Origin of the sequence: Mycoplana azooxidifex, from assembly GCF_014196765.1 — a bacterium.
In the GTDB taxonomy this organism is placed as follows: domain Bacteria; phylum Pseudomonadota; class Alphaproteobacteria; order Rhizobiales; family Rhizobiaceae; genus Mycoplana; species Mycoplana azooxidifex.
On sequence record NZ_JACIEE010000001.1, the window covers coordinates 256,816 to 277,666 of the forward strand.

The following is a 20,851-nucleotide window of genomic DNA, read 5'->3' on the forward strand; positions in this document are numbered from 1 at the left end:
GGTGTCCGGGTAGAGCCTGACGTCCCCTGAGGGCGGGACGGCCGACCTACCCGTCCAGCATTTCCCGCACCGCCTCGGCAAGCTGCTTGAGCGAGAACGGCTTGGGCAGGAAGCCGAACTTGGCGTCGGCGGGCAGGTTGCGGGCGAACGCATCCTCGGCATAGCCGGAAACGAAGATGAACTTCATGTCGGGATAGAGCTTGCGCAGTTCCGTCAGAAGCGTCGGGCCGTCCATTTCCGGCATCACAACGTCGGAGACGACGATGTCCACCGCCCCGTCGAGCTCCTCCATGATGTCGAGCGCTTCGACGCCGGATCCGGCCTCGTGCACGGTATAGCCGCGCGTCTCCAGCATCCGCTTGCCGCCGCGGCGCACCGCCTCCTCGTCCTCGACGAGAAGAACGACGGCCGAGCCACCGGTGAGGTCGCGTGGCTCCTGCGGGGGTGTTGCCACAGGAGCGGAAGCCGCAGCGGATGCCGCCAGGGCGCCCTCGGCGGCGGGATCTGCCACGACGATCTCCTCGATCTGCCGCGGCATGAAGATGCGGAAGGTGGTGCCCTCGCCGAGCTCCGAATCGACGAAGATGTAGCCGCCGGTCTGCTTGATGATGCCATAGACCATCGACAGGCCGAGGCCGGTGCCTTTTCCGACCTCCTTGGTGGTGAAGAAGGGCTCGAAGATCTTGTCGCGGATCTCCGGCGGAATGCCGGTTCCCTGGTCGACGACGTCGATCTCGACATAGTCCTGCGCCGGCAGCTCGCGGTAGCCGAGGGCTGCGACTTCGCCGGCCGGGACGTTGCGGGTGCGGAAGGTGATCGTGCCCCCGTCGGGCATGGCGTCGCGCGCGTTGACCGCAAGATTGATCAGCACCTGCTCGAACTGGCCGAGGTCGGTCTTCACCGACCAGAGGTCGCGACCGTAGTCGACCTCGATCTTGACGTTCGTGCCCGTCATCCGGTCGACCAGCATGCGCAGGTCGCCGATCACGTCGGTCATCTGCAGCACCGTCGGCCGCATCGTCTGCTTGCGCGAGAACGCCAAAAGCTGGCGCACGAGCACGGCGGCGCGGTTGGCGTTGCGCTTGATCTCCATCAGGTCGGCGAAGCTCGCGTCCGACGGGCGGGCGGAGAGAAGAAGGTGGTCGGACGACAGCAGGATGGCGGTCAGGACGTTGTTGAAGTCGTGGGCGATGCCGCCGGCCAGCGTGCCCACCGCGTTCATCTTCTGCGTCTGGGCCATCTGCTTTTCGAGCGCCTTCTGCTCGGTGATCTCGACCGCAAAGACGATCGCGACCTCTTCCGGCGCCTGGTCGGTCTGGTCGATGACGGCGTTCACGTAGAAGCGGAAATGCCGGCCCTCGTCCCCCGGAAGCAGCGAATCGATCGGCGCGATGTCGCCCTGTCCGTCCTGCGCCGCCTCGAGCGCCGCCTCCAGCCGCAGCCGGTCGCTCGGATGGACGATCGTTTCCAGCCGCGCCCCCCTGTCGATCTCGTCGCGCGAGACCACGCCCGAAAAGTGCTTCAGGAACGGCGCATTGGTACGCAGGATCCGTCCCTCGCCGTCGACAGACGCGATCGCCATCGGCGTGTTGTTGAAGAAGCGGGTGAAGCGCATCGTCGCGGCGGAGGCGGACTGGTCGCCGTCGTCGGCCGCATCGCGGGCAAGCACGATCGTCCGGCTGTCGCCCGGCGCCCCGTCGCGCGCGGCGCTGACCCGGTGGACCAGGCGAACGGGCAGGCTCTGGCCGTTCGACTTGCGCAGGTCGAGGTCGAGCATCTCCGTCTTCTTCGACCCCGCCTCGGCTTGCACCGACTGCACCAGCGCCAACCCCTCGCCGGCGACGAGGTCGCCGATCGAAATCTGCCCGGCGTGGAATTTCGTCAGGTCGATGCCGAGCCAGTCGGCAAGGGTGGCGTTGAGATAGACGATCTCCCCCTTGCGGCCGGCGGAAAAGAAGCCGGCAGGCGCATGGTCGAGATAGTCGATGGCGTTCTGCAGTTCCTTGAAGAAGCGCTCCTGGTCGTCGCGCTCGGAGGTGATGTCGGCGATCTGCCAGACATAGAGCGCGGGACCGCCGCTCTCGCGGCTGGGCAGCACCCGTGCCTTCAGGCGATACCAGCGGGCGCCGCTGCCACCGCCGGTCGCGGGGTTCAGGGGCTTCAGCAGGCGGAATTCCTCAGCACCTTCCTTACCCTCGTGCAGTCCGTTGGTCAGCCGGTAGACCGATTCGGTCGCCTCCCGGTCGCGCGAGAAAAGCGTCTCCAGCGTCTGCGCCTCGCTCTCGCGCGTGGCCCCCGTCAGCGCGCCATAGGCGGCGTTCGCATAGATGATGCGGCCCTTGCGGTCGGTGATGAGCGTGCCTTCGGGCTGGGTGTCGACGAAGGTGCGGGAGAGCTCGTCCGGGCGCGAGGCGGGCATGATCTCGATGAAGCCGATCATCGCCGAGACGAAGAAGAAGATGCCCACCATCGCCAGCACGCCCAAAAGACCCAGCACGAACTCGTTGTCGAGCTGGTTCTTGAAGACGATGAAGGCGCCTGCCGATGCGGTAAGCACGATCGCGAGGAGCACGATCCGCAGGATCACGCCCGGGCGGCTGCTCCGCTCGACGATCGGCGCGTGATACTGAACGTCCTGCCGGATCTTGGACATCAACCTCTCTCTTGGACCGAATTCCTGAAGGCCACGCGACGCGTTAGCCATTTTCAGAATCACTATTAGCGTTTTGAGGGAAACCCAAAAAGCAATGGAATGAAAGCGGAAAGCCCCAATTCACAGGGAATATCCCGGCAGCGCGCCCGGCCTGCCACGAACGGTTGCGCCGCCCGCGCCCAGCCGATACAGGACAGGCCCGTCGCGGTGCTTGTGCAGGCCCGAAAAAAGCCGTCAAATGAACGCAACCTCTCGCCAAGGAGTACACCTTCATGTTCGATGAGATCCTCGCTCAACACGGCACGAAGTTCCTGGTGGCCGCACTGGCCGTTCTGCTCGGCCTGGCTTGCCTGGCGCTGGTGCTCTGGATCGTCCGTCGCCGTCCCTCCTCGCCCTTCATCCGTGGCGGGCGCAACCGGCAGCCGCGGTTGTCGGTGCTGGATGCGGCCGCCATCGACACCCGCCGCCGCCTCGTCCTCGTCCGGCGCGACGACGTCGAGCATCTCCTGATGATCGGCGGCCCGACCGACATCGTCGTCGAAAGCCGCATCGTCAACGCCGCATCGGCCGACCTGCCGGAGCAGGCGCCGGCCGCCCAGCCACAGCACGCCGTCGCCGAACCGGCCGACCAGCCGCAACCCTCCGCCCGGGTCCAGCCGATCCCGGCCGAGACCGCCGAACGCGCTGCCGCCCCGGCGACGCCTGCGCCCAAGGTCTCCATCGAGCCGCCGCCGGTCGTGCCCATCTCGGTGCCCGTGCCCGCCGCCGCTATGCGCCAGACCGCAGCAGCGCCGGCCGAACCGCCGGCCCCGCCCGCAAGCCGCATTTCCTCGATGGGCAGCGTGCTCTACGGAGGCGAGACCGCCTCGTCCACAATCCCTGGCGCACCATCGATCCGCCCTGCGCCGCCGCAGGAGCTGCCGGTCGCGCGCGCCGTACCAACCGCGACCCCGGCGCCGCCCTCGCCCGTCGAACGCGATGCCATCGATGCGCTCGATCGTGCCCGCGACCGGGTGCTGACGAACCCGGTCGGCATCGGCAGCGAACAGGTTGCCGCCGCAGGTGAGCCCGCCAAGGGCCCCGCCGGACTGCCGCAGCGTAACGTCCCGGACAACGCAGCCCTTGTCAGCGAATTCGAGAAGATGCTCGAGGCCGAGATCGCGACGTCCCCGGCCCGTCCCGGCGCCGCTGCCTTGCGAATCGAGCCGGCCGGCGAACAGCCGAAGACCCGCGAGGAGACCGAGGCGGAGATGAGCAGGCTGCTGGGCGAACTCTCCGCCAACCGCAAGTCCTGAGGACCCGCCCCGGCGGCCCGCTGGCAACGCGCGCCCTCAGGCGCGAGAGCTCCGTTTCGCCCATAAAAAAGGCCCGCCGAACAATGCCGGCGGGCCAAATGTCTCAATCGACGCCAACAATGGCGGCCAGACCAGCTCCGAGCCATAACACTCACCCGCGGCGGCATCGCCGCCCCGGATCATGACCTTCGGCGACGATCACTCGTCGCGGTAGACCTTCTCGCGGCGCTCGTGGCGTTCCTGAGCCTCGATCGACAGGGTCGCGATCGGACGGGCGTCCAGCCGCTTCAGGCCGATCGGCTCCCCGGTTTCCTCGCAGAAGCCGTATGTGCCTTCGTCGAGCCGTTGCAGCGCCGCGTCGATCTTCGAGATCAGCTTGCGCTGCCGGTCGCGGGCCCTCAGTTCGATGGCACGGTCGGTTTCGGAGGAAGCCCGGTCCGCGAGGTCCGGGTGGTTGGCACTTTCTTCGGCCAGATGGTCGAGCGTCTCGCGCGCTTCGCGCAGAATGTCGTTCTTCCATGCGTGAAGCTTCGCTCGGAAGTATGCACGCTGGCTGGCACTCATGAACTCTTCGTCTTCATTGAGGACAAAGGTACTAAGATCGATCTTCTCACTCAACGCGATTCTCCTGAAGAACATCTCAAGGGCGCTGTATATCCCTCTGAATGAGCCGATTCAAGCCTGCCAAAACTTGCACACCGAAATTTGAATCTGCCCTGTTTGGAGACTATCCGGCTAATATTTCATCAACATAACGACCATGCGTACGAGCCCTCCCTCGGGCAGCCCGAAGCGTCGCTCCGTCCGGTGGCTTCCGGGCTGCCGGCAGCTTCTGCGCTAGCGCATCTCATCGTGCCCGCCTCCGTTGCGGGATAATCCAAGCAACGCGCGGGCTGCTTTCCCAAGTAACGGATGAGCGGCCAAATTGGTTGCTTGGCTTGCCTCGCCGGCGAATTCGGTTGATCTTTGCCGCGCGGCCATGGAAAACGGCAATGCAGGAAGCATTTCGCGACGAAGGGGGCTCACGCTTGGCAACGGTGACGACTGGGGTCTATCGACTTTACCTCCTTCGGCATGCCCGGGCCGGCTGGGCCGCACCCGGAAGTTCCGATTTCGACCGGGCGCTCGACGATCAGGGCTATGCGGAAGCCGAACTGATCGCAGCCGAGATGGCCGACCAGGGCTACCAGCCCCAGCTCGTCGTCTCCTCCACCGCCGTTCGCTGCCGCGAGACCGCCGAGCCGCTGCGCCGCGCCTTCGGCGAGGACCTGCCGATCGAATATGTCGATACGCTCTACCGCGGCTCGGTCGATACCTATGCCGAGGTTGCCTTCGCCGAGAGGACGGAGGCCTCGATCCTGATCGTCGGCCACAATCCGATGGTGGAGGAATTCTTCCGGCTGGTCGTCGGCCAGCCGATCGCCGATGCCACCGCCCCGAACGGCTTCCCGACCGCGGCCCTGGCGACGATCGACTTCGATAGAAAGCCGAGCGACAGGGACTACACCGGCGGCAGGCTCTCCTGCTTCATGACGCCGCGCTCGGGTCTTTGAGGCACGGCATCTTGCCAATTTCGCCGCCTCGTCTTTTTCCGGCCGGAGCCGAGACCTATATCGCAACTGGACCTGACCGACGCGGGAAATGCGATTGCCGACCCTGACCACCTTTGCAGACGATGCGCGGATCGCCCTCGACAATCTCGGCGATCGCGCCGCCAGCTTCGTCAATCCCACCATCCGGCTCGGTGTGACGGGCCTTTCGCGCGCGGGAAAGACGGTGTTCATCTCCTCGCTCGTCCACAATCTGCTGAACGGCGGCCGCCTGCCCCTGTTCGAGCCGATGCGCTCGGGCCGGATTTCCCGCGTCCGGCTGGAACCGCAGCCGGACGATGCCGTGCCTCGCTTCCAGTACGAGGACCATATCCGCGCGCTGATCGGCGAGCGCCTGTGGCCCGATTCGACCCGCGCGATCTCGCAGTTGCGCATCACGCTGGACTACGAGAGCGCCAGCGGCTGGAACCGGCTGTGGTCGCCCGGGCGCCTCTCCGTCGATATCGTCGACTATCCCGGCGAATGGCTGCTGGACCTGCCCTTGCTGGGCCAGGACTATCGCGAATTCAGCGCCGCCACGATCGCGCTGGCGCAATCGGGCATCCGCAAGCTCCTCTCCGCCGGTTGGCGTGCAGCAAACGGCCTGCTCGATCCGCGCGCAGCAGCCGACGAGGGCGATGCCCGCCGGCTGGCAGAGACCTTCACCGCCTATCTGAGGGCCTGCAAGTCCGACGAGCGCTCGCTCTCCACGCTGCCACCGGGCCGCTTCCTGATGCCAGGCGACCTCGAGGGTTCGCCGGCACTGACCTTTGCGCCTTTGCCGAACCTGCCGGAAGGCCGCGCGCCCAAGGGGTCGCTCTGGGCGATGATGGAGCGGCGCTACGAGGCCTACAAGACGCATGTGGTCAAGCCGTTCTTCCGCGAGCATTTCGCCAGACTCGACCGCCAGATCGTGCTGATCGACGCACTCCAGGCCGTCAATCGCGGTGCCGAGGCGGTGCAGGACCTCGAACGCGCGCTCGGTGACGTCATGGCCTGCTTCCGCCCCGGCGCCAACGGTTTCCTCTCCTCCTTCCTGACCCGGCGGATCGACCGCGTGGTGGTGGCGGCAACCAAGGCCGATCACCTGCACCACGAGAACCATCCACATCTGGAGGCGCTCACCCGGCGCCTCGTTGATCGCGCCATCGCCCGCATCGGCCTTTCCGGCGCCGACGTCGAGGTCATGGCGCTCGCCTCCGTGCGCGCCACCCGCGAGGCGACGGTCCGACAGGACGGAGCGACGCTGCCCGTCATTGTCGGCACGCCGATCGCAGGCGAGACCATCGACGGCGAGACCTTCGACGGCAACCGCAAGACGGCCATATTTCCCGGTGACTTGCCGAAGAATCCGGATTCACTTTTTCAAGCCGTTGAACAGGATTCGCAGGCCTCGCTCGCCCCCACCCTCAATTTCGTCCGCTTCCGTCCGCCGGAAATGGAAGCACCCGGCGGCGAGCTCAAGCTCTCGATCCCCCACATCAGGCTCGACCGCGCGATGCAGTATCTGATCGGAGACCGGCTGGCATGAACGACAAGCGTCCCAACGGCAGGCGCCCAGCAGCCTTCCAACTGCCCGACGAGCCGAACACGCCGGAACGTCCCGCCCGGACGGTGCCGCGCACTCCCGCACAGTTCGGCGAGGGCGTCGTGCTCACCTCCGACGCGGACGATCCCTTTGCCACGACGACGATCGATCCGGCCCTGCTGCCCGTGGTCGAGGAGGCGCAGCCGCGCCGCCGGCGGCTGACGCTCGGCGGCATCGCCGCGACCGCGTTCGGCATCCTGGTTTCGCTGGCGCTCGGGCTCTGGCTGGACAGCCTGATCCGCGATCTCTTCGCCCGCAGCGACTGGCTCGGCTACCTGGCCGCCGGCGCTGCCGCGATCGGCGTCGTCGCGTTGTTGGGCGTCGTCGTGCGCGAGCTCTTCGGCCTGCGTCGGCTGGCGGTCGTCCAGGACATCAAGCAGGACGTGCTCGAGGCGGCCGCCTCTCCCGCCGCAGCCCCTGCCCGCAAGGCAATCGCGCGCCTCCTGCACCTCTTTGCCGGTCGCCCGCAGACCGCGCGCGGCCGCACCCGGCTGAAGGAGACCGAAGGCGACATCATCGACGGCCCGCATTTGCTGGACCTTGCGGAGCGGGAAATGCTCGCGCCGCTCGACCGCGAGGCCCGGGCGCTGATCCTCGGCGCATCGAAGCGCGTCTCGATCGTCACGGCCGTGTCGCCGCGCGCCCTCGTCGACCTCGGCTACGTCCTCTTCGAAAGCAGCCGGCTGATCCGGGCGATGGCCGAGCTCTATGGCGGCCGGCCGGGCAGCCTCGGCATGCTGCGGCTGATGCGCGACGTGATCGCCCATCTCGCCGTGACGGGTTCGATCGCCGTCGGCGACAGCCTCGTCCAGCAGGTGCTCGGCCACGGCCTCGCCTCGAAACTCTCCGCCCGCCTCGGCGAAGGCGTGATCAACGGCCTGATGACGGCGCGCATCGGCATTGCCTCCATGGACCTGTGCCGGCCGATGCCGTTCCGGGCGCTGAAGCGGCCGGGGATCGGCGATTTCATCTCCGACCTCGCTCCGGGCGCGCTCGGCGGCAAGGGCAAGGACCCGTCGTAACGCCGCGATCACAACGGTGGAGAAGCTTTCCGCCCCGCGCCAAAACGGGTCGTCGGGCACAGACATGAAACCCTTCATTAACCATTTTAGCGCAATTCTGGTCCCAACCAACAGACCAGCCCGTCAAGGATCGTTCATGTACTCGCGCACCTCTTTGATCGCCCGCGGCATTGCAGCGGCACTCCTCGCCGCAACCACCGTCGCAAGCCCGGTCCAGGCGGCCTCGAACGACAAGGCCTTCTTCGACCAGGTCGGCGGCACCTGGCAGGGCCCGGGCGAGATCGTCGCCGGCAAGTACAAGGGCACGAAGTTCACCTGCAATCTCAGCGGCGATCCGGCGACAGTCGGCGGCGAGGGCATCAAGCTCGACGGCCACTGCCGCGTCGGCGTGTTCAAGCAGCCGATGTCGGCGCTGATCACCCGCGCCGGCGGCACCTACAAGGGCAAGTTCCTCGACGGCGCGGCCGGCAAGGGCCTGGACATCCTCTCCGGCAAGGTCTCCGGCGACAAGGTCGTCGTCGCCATCAACCGGCAGAAGCTGAATGGTGCAATGATCGCCCGCCTGCAGGACGACAACACCATGAACATCACCATCTCGGTGAAGGTCGAGGACAAGATGATCCCGGTCATCGGCCTGTCGCTCAACCGCAAGGTCGACACGATGGCGGTCGGCTCCATCAAGTAGAACGGGTATCGGCGGATCGCTTTTGCGGAACCGCTAACCGGCCCGCCACCAGTTGCCGTCGTCGCTGACGCGCTCGATGCCCTCGACTTCCGCCGCTTCCAGCCAGGACGACACCGCCCTGCCCCGCACAATCGCATCCGGCGCGATATCGGCAAGCGGCATCAGCACGAAGCCACGTTCGGTCATGCGCGGATGGGGAATTTCCAGCGTTTCGCCGGCCTGCACCAGTTCGTCATAGGTCAGGATATCGATGTCGATCGTGCGCGGGCCCCAGCGCACGATGCGCTCCCGCTTCATCTCCCGCTCCATCGAAAGGCAGGCCTCCAGCAGGTCTTTCGGCGAAAGCCCGGTCTCGACCAGCGCACAGGCGTTGAAGAACCAGGCCTGGTCGGTCTTGCCCCATGGCGGGGTCCGGTAGAGGCGAGAGACCGCAGTCACCGCGCAGTCGGCACGGGCATCGAGTCCGGCCAACGCCTGGCGCATCGCGGCCACGGGATCTCCGATGTTACCCCCGAGCCCCAGCGCCGCACGATGGCGGAGCGCGTCAGACGGCATGGTGGTCGACCGTCACCTGCACATAGTCGAGCACGCCCACGACGGGCGCATTCGGCTTGCGGACGGAGATCCTGGCGCGCCGGATCTGCGGAAAGCGGGCACAGAGCGCAGTTGCGATCTCCTGGGCCAGCGCCTCGATGAGGAAACGCCGACGTCCCGTCACGATCGCCTCTATTTCCTCGAAGGCGACGCCGTAGTCGACGGTCGAACCGATCTGGTCGTCGGAAAGCGGCTTGGACGGCGACACCTCCAGTTCGGCATCCACGAAGAAGCGCTGGCCGAGAAACTCCTCGGCGTCGTGCAGTCCATGCCGGGCGAAGAAGGCGCAGTTCTTCATCGTGATCGTGTAGGTCGTGGTCATTGCCGATATGTCCTTCAATCGCCGGCGCGCGCGGCGCGTCCGAGCCGCGCCTCCACCATAGCATCTGCCATGAGCAGCGCATCCCTGTTGAATGCGACATCGTGCACCCTGAAAATCGCCGCGCCCGCGACCCGAAGCAACGCCGTCGTCGCCGCCGTAACGACGTCGCGCTCGACGGTATCCCGCCCCGTCAGCGCTCCAATGAAGCGCTTGCGCGACGTGCCGGCAAGGAGCGGCCTCTCGAAGCGCTGCAACTCCTCGAAGCGCGCCATCAGCGCGATGTTCTCCTCGTTATCCTTGGCAAAGCCGAAGCCGGGGTCCAGCACGATCGTCTCGTCGGCGACGCCGGCGTCATGGGCGATCGCGAGCGAGGCCTCCAGGAAGGCGAACTGGTCCTCTATGACGTCGGGCAGCTTCTCCCGGTCGCGGCCGGTGTGCATGATGCACAGGCCAGCCCCCGTCTCGGCTGCAACGGCGGCAATCGCCGGCTCGCGCTGGAGTCCGTGCACATCGTTGACGATGTGCGCGCCGGCTGCGACCGCCAGCCGGGCCGTCTCGGCGCGATAGGTATCGATGGAAATGACCGCCTCGCCGTCCCGCGCCAGCGCCTCGATCACCGGCAGCACCCGGTCCTGCTCCTCGGCGGCGGAGACCACGGACGCTCCCGGCCGGGTCGACTCGCCGCCGATGTCGACGATGTGCGCGCCCTGCGCAAGACAGAAGCCGGCATGCTCGATCGCCTTCGCCGCTGTGTCGTGCAAGCCGCCGTCGGAAAAAGAATCTGGCGTCACGTTGACGATCGCCATGATCAGGCCTTGAGGCCCCAGTAGCAGGCTGCGACCGTGCGCAAGCGACCATCGGAACGGGGCGAAGGCAGAGTACATGGGACCATCCATCGACAGCGGGCGCAGGCACCGCAAGATCGTGCCGCGCCACATGACAGGGCTATGCCCCAACCTCGTGGCGAGTTCAACCGCCTTTGCAGCCCGTGCCGCAGGCGGTTTCATCCCCGCATTAATCCATTTCGCAACAAACTAGCCTAGACTTGGACCGGACCAGTCCGCAAAATGGAGCGGACCTCGAGGAAGACAATGCCAGCCATCGCCAAGACGCTCCTTCTGCTCCTGATGATTTCAGCCACGGCAGCAACCGCCCACGCGGAAACCCTCACCAACAAGACGTTTTCCTATTTCTCCGTGGGCGGCAAGACTGCGGCGGAACTCGACGACGAACTGAGCAAGCGCGGCCCGAAGATGAAGAACACCGGATCGCGCCATCCCGGCGCCACGCGCATCCGCTTCGGCGGTTCCGTCACCTATGTCAAACGGGGCGGGAAATGCTATGTCGGCGATGCCAAGGTAACGCTGTCCACCAACATCATCCTGCCGCGCTGGAAACATCGCCGCACCGCCGGCAAATCGCTCGCGCTGATCTGGGACACGCTCTCCAGCGACATCAAGCGGCACGAGGAACGCCACGCCGAGATCGCCCGCAACCATGCGCGCGACCTGGAGAAGCAGTTGAAGGCCCTGCGCCCGGACAAGGACTGCGACCGCCTCCAGGAGAAGGTGGATCGCGTCACGGCAGCGGCGGTGGAGGCGCATGACAAGGATCAGGCCCGCTTCGACCGGGTCGAATCACACAATTTCAACGAGCGTATGCTTCGTCTCCTCACCCACAAACTCGAGCGATCAAAATAGGTCCGGCCGAATCAGCAAGCACGCCCGATGTAAATCTCAACGGTTGCTTAATAGAATCGCCTCCACCACGCCAAGTGAATGGTGAATTCTAGCGATGGCGCAGCGCCGGGAATCGGCTTATCTATATTGCAACTTCATGACAGGATCTGGTGACAGTCGTTCCTGTCGGAATTCGGAAATTCAGCAGTTTCTCCTGGCGCGTCCCCTTTGTGCAGCAGGTGTAACCTCCCACGCCCGCTAGCGATGCGCCCTCCTTGCCTCGCTTGTCCTTCGGACCGGCGAGGCATTTTTTTCGCTCCCCAAGCAGCGGCCGTCGGTCGTAAGGCCGATCAGCCGCGCCCGAGCCGCTCGCGCACGCGCTTCGACGTGGTGGAATATTCGACGGCAGATCGTTTTCCGCCGGTGAGATGCCTGCGGATTTCCTGCGTCGCCAGCGCGGCCTCGTGGAAGCCGGACAGGATCAGCTTCACCTTGCCGGGATAGTCGCAGGCGTCGCCGATCGCAAAGAGACCCCTCTGCGCAGTCTGGAAGGTTGACGGATCGATGCGGATGCCGCCGCGGCTCCGCTCCAGCGGCCATTGCGCCACAGGTCCGGGAACAAGCTCCGCCGCATCCGCGGAGACGCCCGGCGGCATGTCGAACATTCCGAGCCCGGTCGCAAGGATCACGCAGCCCGCGTCAACAAGCGTACCGTCGTCGAGGTTGACCCGCCACGGGCCGCCATCCGTCGCGACTAGATCGACGACCGAGCGCCCGAAGGTGAAGCGGGGCTCGCACGGCGCGGCCTGCCGCACCAGCCGTTCCGTCAGTTCGCCGCCGCTGATTTCGGGAAAGCCGGGGACGTCGTAGATCGGCTTGTCGGGGTAAAGCACTGCGCACTGGCCGCCGGCGCGGTCCAGGCGGTCGACGAGATGGCAGCGAAAGCCGTAGATGCCGAGCTGGAAGATCGCAAACAGGGCAGCCGGGCCGGCTCCGACGATCAGGACATCGGCATTTCCGCGGTTCGACATCCCATCACCCACTAACGCCACAGACCGAAATGGCCGGCAGACGCGGTTCTGCGATCAGCCCTGGCGCTCGGGTACGTGGACCACGAGCCCATCCAGCGCATCGGACATCTTGATCTGACAGCTCAGCCGCGAGGTCGGGCGCACGTCGTAGGCGAAATCGAGCATGTCCTCTTCCATCGCCTCCGGTGTGCCAACCGCCGAGGTCCAGGCATCGTCGACATAGACATGACAGGTGGCACAGGCGCAGGCGCCGCCGCACTCCGCCTCGATCCCAGGGACGGAATTGCGCACCGCATTCTCCATCACCGTGGAGCCGTTGGCGACCTCCAGTTCATGAGAAGTGCCATCGAATGCGACGATCGTAAGCTTGGTCATCGTGAATTTCCGGAACGGTTGTTCAATATCTGCGTCGAACGCCCTCTGGCGCACGCCTGCACGTTGCCGGTTACTTCCAACAATTCCCATGGACAGTCAACAGCGCCCAACAGCGCCACGGACGATGGCACGTCCCCTCCCTTTGCTGCGTTCCCGGCCCGCCGGCACGAAGACGACGCGCGATCCGGCAAGGTCAGTGGCCCAGGCCGGTGATGAATTCCTCCGCCTCTGCGACCGCAATCCGCAGGGTGGCCAGCGCGTCGGCATCCGCCGGCCGGACCTCCAGCGCTTGCGCCGCACGGGCGACACCGTCGGCGCCGACACCGCGTGCGGCCCCCAGCAGACGGTGGGCGACCGCCTTGCGGGCCCCCTCCTCTCCGCCGGCACCCAGTTCCGTCAGGCAGCGGCCGGCCTGCTGGACGAAGAGGTCGAGCACCTCGCGCGCCACGTCCCTGTCGCCCATGGTCTGGCGCGACAGGTGTTCAAGATCGATCGGCTGCGGTTTCATCGGCTTTGCCCTCCCCGGGGGCGGATTGCATGGCCAAGGCAAAGCGCCGGGCCGGACCGCGCCGGCCCGACAATGTGTATCGCCTGGGGTGGCAATTGTGGTCCTGAGACCTGCTGCCGGAAGTAAATACCGCTCCGATCGCGACCAGTTTCGCCAACTATGGTTAACGGTAACCCAAATGTGGGATTTTCCTGTCTTTCCGCTATGATACCCGGCTGGTTACCATTAACTTTCTGTTAGGAACCATATGCACCGGCGGGCCTGTCAATTGTGTGGAACACGGGAATGTGTCACTACGATACGATCAGGGACGGTTTGTGCCGAACCGGCGGCCGGTCCTGGTGGATAACCGCGTCCTGGGGTAACGCGCCTTTAGGATTTGGGGTTATCAAACGCGTTTGGAGTAGGAAGTGACGGTTCCGCCTCGCAGTCGGCATGATGCCCCTGCACTGGCGCCGTCGCGATCGGAAGGCAATTCGGTAACCTGTGCTGGCGGCAGGCCGATCCGGAAAGCGTCCGTACAATGTAACGAGGCGTATTCGCATGGCGACGAAGAAAACCACAGAGTCGATCGACGACACCGCTTTCCAGGCCCTTGAGGAAGCGCTGAAGATCGACTTCGACGATCTCGCACCGGCGACTCCAACGAATGCCGCCAAGGAAGCGGCGGCCGCCAGCAGCCCCGAAAGCGGCGCGAGGCCGGCCGCGCGCGCAGCCGCACAGCCCGAGAAGGCCGACAAGCCAGAACGCAAGAGCGCCATCCCCGAGCCCGCGCCGAAGAGCCCGGCCTTCACGCCGGCCAACGACGCCTCGCGCAAGTCGCCTGCCGCCATCCTGCGGACGCTGGAGATGCGCTCCAGCCGATCGGCCATCCGCATGGCAGCGATCATATCGGTGCTCTGGGTGATCGGCGGCCTCGGCGTCGCCAACCTTCTCTATGCGCCGCAGATCTGGCAGATCCGCTCCGTCGCCGACCTCGTCGCCCTTCCGGGCGCGATCGGCATGCTGGTCGCGATCGTCATGCCGATCATGCTCTTCTTCGCCTTCGCCACGATGATCTCCCGCGCCCAGGAACTGCGCAACGCGGCCCGCTCCATGGCCGAGGTCGCCCTTCGCCTGTCGGAGCCGGAAACTGTCGCTTCCGAGCGCATCATGTCGGTCGGCCAGGCCGTCCGCCGCGAAGTCTCCGCCATGAACGAAGGCATCGAGCGCACCATCGCGCGCGCCACCGAGCTTGAGACCCTGGTCCATTCCGAGGTCAACGCGCTCGAGCGCAGCTACGCCGACAACGAGATCCGCGTGCGCACGCTGGTTCAGGAACTCGGGACCGAGCGCGAGGCGATCGTCAACCACTCCGAGCGCATCCGCACCACTATTTCGGGAGCCAACGAGCAGCTGCGCCACGACCTGGAGAGCGCGAGCGAGAAAATCGCCACCCGCATCGCCACCTCCGGCGAGGCCTTCGCCTCGATGATCGACACCCGTGCCGCCATGCTGATGGAAAAGTCGGACGGCGCCACGCAGACGATCGGCGCCATGCTTTCCGCCCGCACGGATTCGCTGCTGTCGACGCTCAATTCGTCCGGCTTTGCGCTGGCGAACGAATTCGACAGCCGCCTTGAAGGATTGTCCGAGGCGCTCGAACGGCAGGGCCAGACGCTGCTGAACCAGTTCGAGACCCGCGCCTCGTCGCTGGACGCGAATACGGAAAAGCTCAACGCGGCGCTGAACGAGCGCGCCCGCCAACTCAACGAGACCCTGATCGCCCGCACGCGCGAGATCAGCGAGAGCCTGACGGTCGGCCAGCACGCCATCAACAGCGGCCTCGACGACGTCATCCAGACGATGAACGCGACGCTGGACGAAAAGGGCGCGCAGTTCCGCCAGAACCTCAAGAATGCCACCGACGACACGATCATGGACCTCGACCTGCGGTCCGGCTTCTTCGACGAGCGGCTGCAGGCGACGATCGGCCATGTTGCCGGCGCCTTCGACCAGCGTCTGTCCGATTTCGCCGAGGCGTTCGACCAGCGCGCCGGCTCGCTCGACACCAAGCTGATGGAGAGCCTCGGCCGCCTGAACGAAACCGTCAGCGGCGGCAACGAGGCAATCGAGGGCATTCTCAACAGCAGCATCGAGAGGATCGGCGCCACGCTGACCGACCAGGCCTTCGCTCTGACCACGGCGCTGGGCACCGGCCAGGAAGTGTTCGAGAGCGCCGTCATGGACCATGCGGCGGCGATCCGCGGATCCGTCGACGGCGCGCACGACCAGATGCGCGGCGTGATGTCCGACGCAGAAAAGCGCCTGCACGGTTCCCTGAGCGAAGCGCAGGAGAAGATGCAGTCGGCGCTGAACCAGCGTGCCGACGCCCTGATCGGCGGCCTGTCGCAAGCCCAGGAGCGGCTCGAGAGCGGCTTCGTCACGCGTGCCGACCAGCTCGTGGCGACCATGGCGGCAAGCGAAGAGCGCCTGATCGACACGCTCGACACCCGCACGCTCGGCTTCGCCGTCAGCCTCGACTCGGCCCAGAGCCGCATGGAGGAGGCGCTCGCGACCCGGGCCGACGAGATCACCTCGTCGATTGCGGCCAGCCACAACCGGATAGACACCGCCCTGTCCGAACGGACGACGGCCCTGTCCACGATGCTCACCGAGACGAGCGGCGCCCTCGAAAGCTCGGTCCGCACCGCGGCCGATCGCGTCGAAGGCGTGCTGACCGAAGGCACCCGGCAGATCGGCGGCGTGCTCTCCGGCCAGGTCGCGGAATTTGCCGATGCGTTCTCCGGCCGCGCTGCCGAGATCGCCGGCACGCTGTCCGAGCGCGCCACCGAACTGGCAAGCTCGCTCGTCTCCACACACGACCAGATCCGCTCGACGCTGGACAACCGCATCGATGCGATCAACGTCGCGATCAACGAGGGCCAGCGGCAGCTGTCCGATACGCTCTCCGACCAGGCGACGGCCATCGGCACCTCGATCGCCACCAGCGCCAGCATGCTCGAGATGAGCCTCGAGCAGCAGGAAGAGAACTTCCGAAAGGCGATCGATACCAGTGCCGCCGCCCTCGACAAGCGCATGCGCGACGGCGCCGGCGCCATTGCCGATCGCCTCAGCGCCACCTCCGACGAGATCGCCCATGCGGCCGATACGTTCGGCAGCCGCATGGACGCGACGCTGAACACCGTCAACACTCGCCTCGACGATACCGGCAGCCGGATCGAGAGCAATCTCGGCGCGCTCGAAGGCCGCATCCAGCATAGCGTGGAACATGTGGCCGGCCTCGTCGACTCCGCCGGCAACCGTATCGCCGAAACCCTCTCGGATCGCATCGGCGACCTGGAACGGGCTGCAAGCGACGCCTCCGAGAGCATCGGCACCGCCGTCTCCGGCAGCGTCAGCGAACTCGAGCGCGCCTCCCGCGCCTCGGCCGACGCAATCAGCCTCGCCGTCTCCAGCAATGTCGATCAGATCGAACGCGCCTCGATGGAAACGGCCAACGCCCTCGGCCTTGCCGTCTCCACCAGCATCGGCACGCTGGAGCATGCAAGCGAGAACGTCGTCGACCGGATCGCCTCGACGCTGTCCGGCCGCACCGCCGAGATCGACCGCGTCACGGAAGAAGCAGCCAATCGCATCGCCGGCACGATCGACGATCGCACCGGCCGGATCGAGGAACGCCTGTCCACCATGGACAAGGCGCTGTCGATCGGCCTGGAGAACGTCCACAGGACCATCGACGGCAAGGCGGCCGGCCTGGCGCATACCCTGCGCGAGGCGGTGACCCAGGCGGCGCAGGACATGGATGCCGAAGCCGCTCGCTCGGCCCAGACGCTCGCCAAGACCGGCGAGGACTTTGCAAGCCTGAGCACGTCGCTGCGCGGAGCGGTTTCCCGCGCCGCCCAGGACATGGGCACCGAGGCGCAGCGCGCCGCCGAGACCATCGCCAAGACCGGAGAGGCCTTCACGGATGCCCTCACCGCGCGCAACGAGGCCTTCGCCCGCTCCGTCGAGGAGACCACCGGCAACACGCTCAGCCGCTTCGCCGAGGTCGAGGGTCGCCTTGAAGGCCACGGCCAGACCATCCGCGCCGGCCTTTCCGACGTGGAGAAGGCGCTGGACGCCCGCGGCAACGCGATCCGCTCGACGCTCGATGAACGCACGCGCGAACTCAACTCGATGCTGTCGAGCCGTTCGGCCGAGCTCGGCCGGCTGATCGAGGAGAAGGCAAAGCCGATCATCGAGGAATATGCGGCGACGGGCCGCGAGGCTGCGGACCGCATCACGGCTGCCGCGCAGGAAAACGGCGAGCGCCTGCGCTCGGAAAACGCCGCCCTGCTCGAAGCGATCTCCACCCGCACCAACGATACGCTCGGCGCCATCGCCAGCCGGACGCAGGAGGCCGCCAGCGCGCTGCAACAGGTCGAATCCGACCTGCAGGGCAGCGTCCTCAGCCTCATCGAACGCCTGTCCGGCAGCAACAACGCCATTTCGACCCTCGTCCACGAGGCAACGGCCAACCTGTCGAAGGTCGACGAGAAACTCAGCACCTCCAGCGATCGTTTCACCGCCTCCGCCGACATGGTATCGACTGCGTCGCGCCTGCTGGAAGGCAGGATCGATCGCCTGTCGGACATCTCCAGCGGCACGCTCTCGCAGATCGGCGGCATCGTCGGGCGCTTCGAGGATCACTCCAAGCTCCTGTCGCAGGCCTCCGACCTTCTCGGCGCGGCCCAGTCCAATCTCGTCAGCACGCTCGAGGAACGGCAGGACGCGCTGCGTAACCTGTCCGTCGGCCTCGTCCAGCGCTCCGAAGACATCGAGAACGCCATGCGTTCGCTCGAGGGCATGGTCGAGGGAGCCTTCTCCCGCGCCGAACAGCGCTCGAGCCAGGTCGCAACGAACCTGCGCAGCGGCATCCAGGCATCGTTCTCTGATGTCGGCCGCCTGCTGAGCGAGACGGAAGAGCGCGCCCAGTCCGCGTCCGACTCCCTGCGCGACACCCTGTCGCGTGCCGGCGAGGAGGCCGGAAAGGCGGTCGAAGGCGCCTTCGCCAATGCGGAGGAGCGCAGCCGCGAGGTTGCCAACCGCCTGCGCGGCAGTGTCGGCGCGACCCTCTCCGACGTCGACCGGCTCGTGGCCGAGACCAGCCAGAAGTCCGACGCCACGACCCGCCAGATGGGCGAGACGCTGCGCCAGGCAGTCGAGGAAGCGCTCGGCAAGTTCTCGGGTGCCACCGACGAGATCCGCCGCGCGGCCACCGATATCCGCCGCGAACTCGACCAGACCCGCACCGAGCTGAAGCGCGGTGCCTTCGACCTGCCGGAAGAGGCAAAGGAGAACGCGGCCAGCATGCGCCGCGCCGTCGCCGAGCAGATCAAGGCGCTGCAGGATCTCTCCGATATCATCGGCAAGTCCGCCAACAGCCTCGAGGTCTCGCGTCCGGCCGAACATCGCCCCACCGCCGCCCAGGCGGTGGCCCAGGCAATCCAGCAGGTATCGCAGCCGGCGCCCCAGCCACAGCGCCAGGAAGAGAGCGCGCCTGCGCTGCGCGGCACGCTCGGCATCGAGCGCCCGGCGGCCCCCACGATCCGCGAGGCTCAGCCGGCCCGCGAGGTTCAGACGGCCCGCGAGGCCCAGCCGGGATCGCAGGTCACCGAACAGGCGCGTGCGCCCGAAGGCGGCGGCTGGATGCGCGACCTGCTGCGCGGTGCCTCGCGCGAGGAGCAGCAGTTCGCCCAGCCGCGGGCGGAGAACCAGCCGCAGCGCAGCACTGACACGCGCAACCCGCACCACGTCGTCGAATCGCTGAATTCGCTGTCGGTCGACATCGCCCGCGCCATCGATCACGACGCCTCGGTCGACCTGTGGCGGCGCTACCAGCGCGGCGAGCGCGACGTCTTCACCCGTCGCCTCTATACGCTCAAGGGCCAGCAGACCTTCGACGAGATCAAGCGCAAGTATGAGCGCGAGCCGGAGTTCCGCACCGCCGTCGACCGCTACATCAGCGACTTCGAGAAGCTGCTCGCCGACGTGGCCCGCAACGACCGCGACAAGGTCCTGACGCAGTCCTACCTGACGTCGGATACCGGCAAGGTCTACACCATGCTCGCCCACGCGGCCGGCCGCTTCAACTGAAGTGAGCCAAGTTGAGATTGCAGAACGGCCGCGAAAGCGGCCGTTTTCGTTGGGCGACAGGATGCTTCTGTCAGGGGGATCCGCTCCAGCCGCGGCGCCGACCCGATAGCGCGATCCGGCCGCCCGGGTCCGAGGATCCCCCGCTACCGCCGCTTGCGCGCGGCACCCTGCCGGGCAATTCGCTCCTCGTCACCAGGGGGCACGCACCGGCGAGCTTCTTCAGCGTCATCAGCGGAAACGTGATCTGCGCCAGTGCGTCGATGAAGGCCGGCTTTTCGTCGCGGGAAAAGCCGACGACGGCGTTTCCGTTCGCCAACAGCTTCCGCGCGCAGGTGATCAGGATCTCGCGCGCGCCGAGGCAGAGGTAGAAGTGGTCCGGCAGGTAGTCGATGGTACGCGAATGCAGGACGGCACCGTTCTCCGAAATCCGGACGATCCGCACCTGCATGCTGTGGAGCGACTTCAGCCCCGGCGCCGGAAACAGCGCCCTGGCGACGAGGTTGACCTCGCGATAGTGCTTGCCGGCCTCTTTTTCGGGATAGAGCGCAGCGAGATAGTGGCGGGCCTTGGGGTTCTCAATCACCGAATTGATCCATCGACAAACAAATTCTTTAACAATCGATGAATGGCGTACGCGTGCACCGGGCCGACTTCAAGTGCAAGAAATAGCAGTATGCACACGAAGGTTGCATTCCCGCGCTGCCTCCGGACCTGCCATGCGACTCCATCCGCCCTGACGGCATGTGCGCCCTGCGAAGGAATGCCGCAGCCACAGCGTGCAGAAGCGGCCGCTCCGTTGCGCTATATCAGGGGCGTTTCCGGAGCGCTCCTCGCATTTTCCAGGAGGAGCCAGAAGCTTCCGGACCAGGAGAAAAGACTATGAGCATGATCCTTCGTTCCTTGGCGGGCGCACTTGTCATCACCGCCGCCCTTGGCGGTTACGCCGCCGCCGCCGACTTTGAAATCAAGATGCTGAACAAGGGAGAGAGCGGGGCGATGGTTTTCGAACCGGCATCCCTGAAGATCGCCAAGGGCGACACCGTCACCTTCGTTCCGACCGACAAGTCCCATAACGCCGAAAGCGTCAAGGACCTCATCCCCGAGGGCGCCAAGCCGTTCAAGGGCAAGATCAACGAAGCGATCAAGGTCACCTTCGACGTGTCCGGCGCCTATGTCGTCAAGTGCGCGCCGCATGTCGGCATGGGCATGATCGCGCTCGTCGTGGTCGACGACGCCCCCGCCAACGCCGAGACCGTCAAGACGGCGAAGCTGCCGAAGAAGGCGCGCGACCGCCTCGACGCGGAAATCGCCGCCGCGGGGTTCTGAGGGCCGCGCTCCAGGCAGGGCAAACATGGCGGCCGAAACCGCACGC

At 66.3% G+C, this 20,851-nt stretch carries 17 protein-coding genes; 8 read left to right on the top strand and 9 right to left on the bottom strand.

The genetic code is table 11. From position 1 onward, the window contains the following. Positions 1-46: 46 nt before the first annotated feature. Positions 47-2,704: a cell cycle histidine kinase CckA gene (cckA, locus tag GGQ64_RS01255; protein WP_425488473.1), complete on the bottom strand. Its 2,658-nt coding sequence runs from the start codon at positions 2,702-2,704 to the stop codon at positions 47-49. A 221-nt stretch (positions 2,705-2,925) separates the two neighbouring features. On the opposite strand from cckA, the gene GGQ64_RS01260 reads away from it, so the two are divergent. Beyond that, on the top strand, positions 2,926-3,948 hold the full coding sequence (locus GGQ64_RS01260; RefSeq protein ID WP_183798048.1) for a flagellar biosynthetic protein FliO: 1,023 nt from the start codon (positions 2,926-2,928) through the stop codon (positions 3,946-3,948). Between the two features lie 198 nt (positions 3,949-4,146). Here the strand turns inward: GGQ64_RS01260 and dksA are convergent, their stop codons facing one another. Further along, entirely contained in the window at positions 4,147-4,566 is a 420-nt protein-coding gene (gene dksA / locus GGQ64_RS01265; protein WP_183798050.1) for an RNA polymerase-binding protein DksA, read from the bottom strand. 374 nt (positions 4,567-4,940) lie between these two features. Here dksA and GGQ64_RS01270 point away from each other — a divergent pair, with 374 nt between their 5' ends. The 4 genes from GGQ64_RS01270 to GGQ64_RS01285 all read left to right on the top strand — a co-directional run bounded on the left by GGQ64_RS01270 (position 4,941) and on the right by GGQ64_RS01285 (position 8,832). Further along, entirely contained in the window at positions 4,941-5,501 is a 561-nt protein-coding gene (locus tag GGQ64_RS01270; protein ID WP_183798053.1) for a SixA phosphatase family protein, read from the top strand. 88 nt (positions 5,502-5,589) lie between these two features. Further along, positions 5,590-7,068 carry a YcjX family GTP-binding protein gene (locus GGQ64_RS01275; protein ID WP_183798055.1) on the top strand — a complete coding sequence of 493 codons (1,479 nt, stop codon included), beginning with the start codon at positions 5,590-5,592 and terminating at the stop codon, positions 7,066-7,068. Continuing rightward, positions 7,065-8,147, top strand: a complete 1,083-nt coding sequence (locus tag GGQ64_RS01280) for a YcjF family protein (protein ID WP_183798057.1) — start codon at positions 7,065-7,067, stop codon at positions 8,145-8,147. The genes GGQ64_RS01275 and GGQ64_RS01280 overlap by 4 nt, the downstream gene beginning before the upstream one ends. Before the next feature lie 136 nt (positions 8,148-8,283). Further along, on the top strand, positions 8,284-8,832 hold the full coding sequence (locus GGQ64_RS01285) for a hypothetical protein (RefSeq protein ID WP_183798059.1): 549 nt from the start codon (positions 8,284-8,286) through the stop codon (positions 8,830-8,832). Between the two features lie 33 nt (positions 8,833-8,865). Here the strand turns inward: GGQ64_RS01285 and folK are convergent, their stop codons facing one another. From folK to folP, 3 genes are read right to left on the bottom strand one after another with little or no spacing between them, the layout of a single operon-like run. Further along, positions 8,866-9,387 carry a 2-amino-4-hydroxy-6-hydroxymethyldihydropteridine diphosphokinase gene (folK, locus tag GGQ64_RS01290; protein WP_183798061.1) on the bottom strand — a complete coding sequence of 174 codons (522 nt, stop codon included), beginning with the start codon at positions 9,385-9,387 and terminating at the stop codon, positions 8,866-8,868. Further along, positions 9,377-9,748: a dihydroneopterin aldolase gene (folB, locus tag GGQ64_RS01295; RefSeq protein WP_183798063.1), complete on the bottom strand. Its 372-nt coding sequence runs from the start codon at positions 9,746-9,748 to the stop codon at positions 9,377-9,379. The genes folK and folB overlap by 11 nt, the downstream gene beginning before the upstream one ends. 14 nt (positions 9,749-9,762) lie before the next feature. Continuing rightward, positions 9,763-10,632 carry a dihydropteroate synthase gene (folP, locus tag GGQ64_RS01300; RefSeq protein WP_183798065.1) on the bottom strand — a complete coding sequence of 290 codons (870 nt, stop codon included), beginning with the start codon at positions 10,630-10,632 and terminating at the stop codon, positions 9,763-9,765. 207 nt (positions 10,633-10,839) lie between these two features. Here folP and GGQ64_RS01305 point away from each other — a divergent pair, with 207 nt between their 5' ends. Continuing rightward, on the top strand, positions 10,840-11,448 hold the full coding sequence (locus GGQ64_RS01305; RefSeq protein WP_183798067.1) for a DUF922 domain-containing Zn-dependent protease: 609 nt from the start codon (positions 10,840-10,842) through the stop codon (positions 11,446-11,448). 329 nt (positions 11,449-11,777) lie between these two features. On the opposite strand, the gene GGQ64_RS01310 is transcribed toward GGQ64_RS01305, so the two are convergent. From GGQ64_RS01310 to GGQ64_RS01320, 3 genes are all read right to left on the bottom strand, one after another. Continuing rightward, positions 11,778-12,458: an NAD(P)/FAD-dependent oxidoreductase gene (locus GGQ64_RS01310; RefSeq protein WP_183798069.1), complete on the bottom strand. Its 681-nt coding sequence runs from the start codon at positions 12,456-12,458 to the stop codon at positions 11,778-11,780. 54 nt (positions 12,459-12,512) lie between these two features. Beyond that, positions 12,513-12,833 (bottom strand): 2Fe-2S iron-sulfur cluster-binding protein, encoded by a 321-nt coding sequence (locus tag GGQ64_RS01315; protein WP_183798070.1) that lies wholly within the window; start codon positions 12,831-12,833, stop codon positions 12,513-12,515. A 193-nt stretch (positions 12,834-13,026) separates the two neighbouring features. Continuing rightward, the gene (locus tag GGQ64_RS01320; protein WP_183798071.1) at positions 13,027-13,341 is read right to left on the bottom strand and encodes an Hpt domain-containing protein; all 315 of its coding nucleotides are present in this window, start codon (positions 13,339-13,341) and stop codon (positions 13,027-13,029) included. Between the two features lie 543 nt (positions 13,342-13,884). On the opposite strand from GGQ64_RS01320, the gene GGQ64_RS01325 reads away from it, so the two are divergent. Then, complete coding sequence (locus GGQ64_RS01325; RefSeq protein ID WP_183798073.1) at positions 13,885-19,479, top strand: apolipoprotein A-IV repeat region-like domain-containing protein; 5,595 nt, start codon at positions 13,885-13,887, stop codon at positions 19,477-19,479. Between the two features lie 70 nt (positions 19,480-19,549). On the opposite strand, the gene GGQ64_RS01330 is transcribed toward GGQ64_RS01325, so the two are convergent. Then, entirely contained in the window at positions 19,550-20,062 is a 513-nt protein-coding gene (locus tag GGQ64_RS01330; protein WP_183798075.1) for a hypothetical protein, read from the bottom strand. A 296-nt stretch (positions 20,063-20,358) separates the two neighbouring features. Between GGQ64_RS01330 and GGQ64_RS01335 the strand changes: the two genes are divergently transcribed. Next, positions 20,359-20,805 (top strand): pseudoazurin, encoded by a 447-nt coding sequence (locus tag GGQ64_RS01335; protein ID WP_183798077.1) that lies wholly within the window; start codon positions 20,359-20,361, stop codon positions 20,803-20,805. Positions 20,806-20,851: the final 46 nt, after the last annotated feature.

Bases quoted from the DNA above. Each gene is read 5' to 3' on its own strand.
- GGQ64_RS01305 (WP_183798067.1), top strand. From the start codon at position 10,840: ATGCCAGCCATCGCCAAGACGCTCCTTCTGCTCCTGATGATTTCAGCC.
- GGQ64_RS01270 (WP_183798053.1), top strand. From the start codon at position 4,941: ATGCAGGAAGCATTTCGCGACGAAGGGGGCTCACGCTTGGCAACGGTG.
- GGQ64_RS01325 (WP_183798073.1), top strand. From the start codon at position 13,885: ATGGCGACGAAGAAAACCACAGAGTCGATCGACGACACCGCTTTCCAG.
- cckA (WP_425488473.1), bottom strand. From the start codon at position 2,704: ATGGCTAACGCGTCGCGTGGCCTTCAGGAATTCGGTCCAAGAGAGAGG.
- GGQ64_RS01285 (WP_183798059.1), top strand. From the start codon at position 8,284: ATGTACTCGCGCACCTCTTTGATCGCCCGCGGCATTGCAGCGGCACTC.
- GGQ64_RS01335 (WP_183798077.1), top strand. From the start codon at position 20,359: ATGAGCATGATCCTTCGTTCCTTGGCGGGCGCACTTGTCATCACCGCC.
- folB (WP_183798063.1), bottom strand. From the start codon at position 9,748: ATGACCACGACCTACACGATCACGATGAAGAACTGCGCCTTCTTCGCC.
- GGQ64_RS01275 (WP_183798055.1), top strand. From the start codon at position 5,590: ATGCGATTGCCGACCCTGACCACCTTTGCAGACGATGCGCGGATCGCC.
- GGQ64_RS01310 (WP_183798069.1), bottom strand. From the start codon at position 12,458: ATGTCGAACCGCGGAAATGCCGATGTCCTGATCGTCGGAGCCGGCCCG.
- GGQ64_RS01315 (WP_183798070.1), bottom strand. From the start codon at position 12,833: ATGACCAAGCTTACGATCGTCGCATTCGATGGCACTTCTCATGAACTG.
- GGQ64_RS01260 (WP_183798048.1), top strand. From the start codon at position 2,926: ATGTTCGATGAGATCCTCGCTCAACACGGCACGAAGTTCCTGGTGGCC.
- folP (WP_183798065.1), bottom strand. From the start codon at position 10,632: ATGTACTCTGCCTTCGCCCCGTTCCGATGGTCGCTTGCGCACGGTCGC.
- GGQ64_RS01280 (WP_183798057.1), top strand. From the start codon at position 7,065: ATGAACGACAAGCGTCCCAACGGCAGGCGCCCAGCAGCCTTCCAACTG.
- folK (WP_183798061.1), bottom strand. From the start codon at position 9,387: ATGCCGTCTGACGCGCTCCGCCATCGTGCGGCGCTGGGGCTCGGGGGT.
- GGQ64_RS01320 (WP_183798071.1), bottom strand. From the start codon at position 13,341: ATGAAACCGCAGCCGATCGATCTTGAACACCTGTCGCGCCAGACCATG.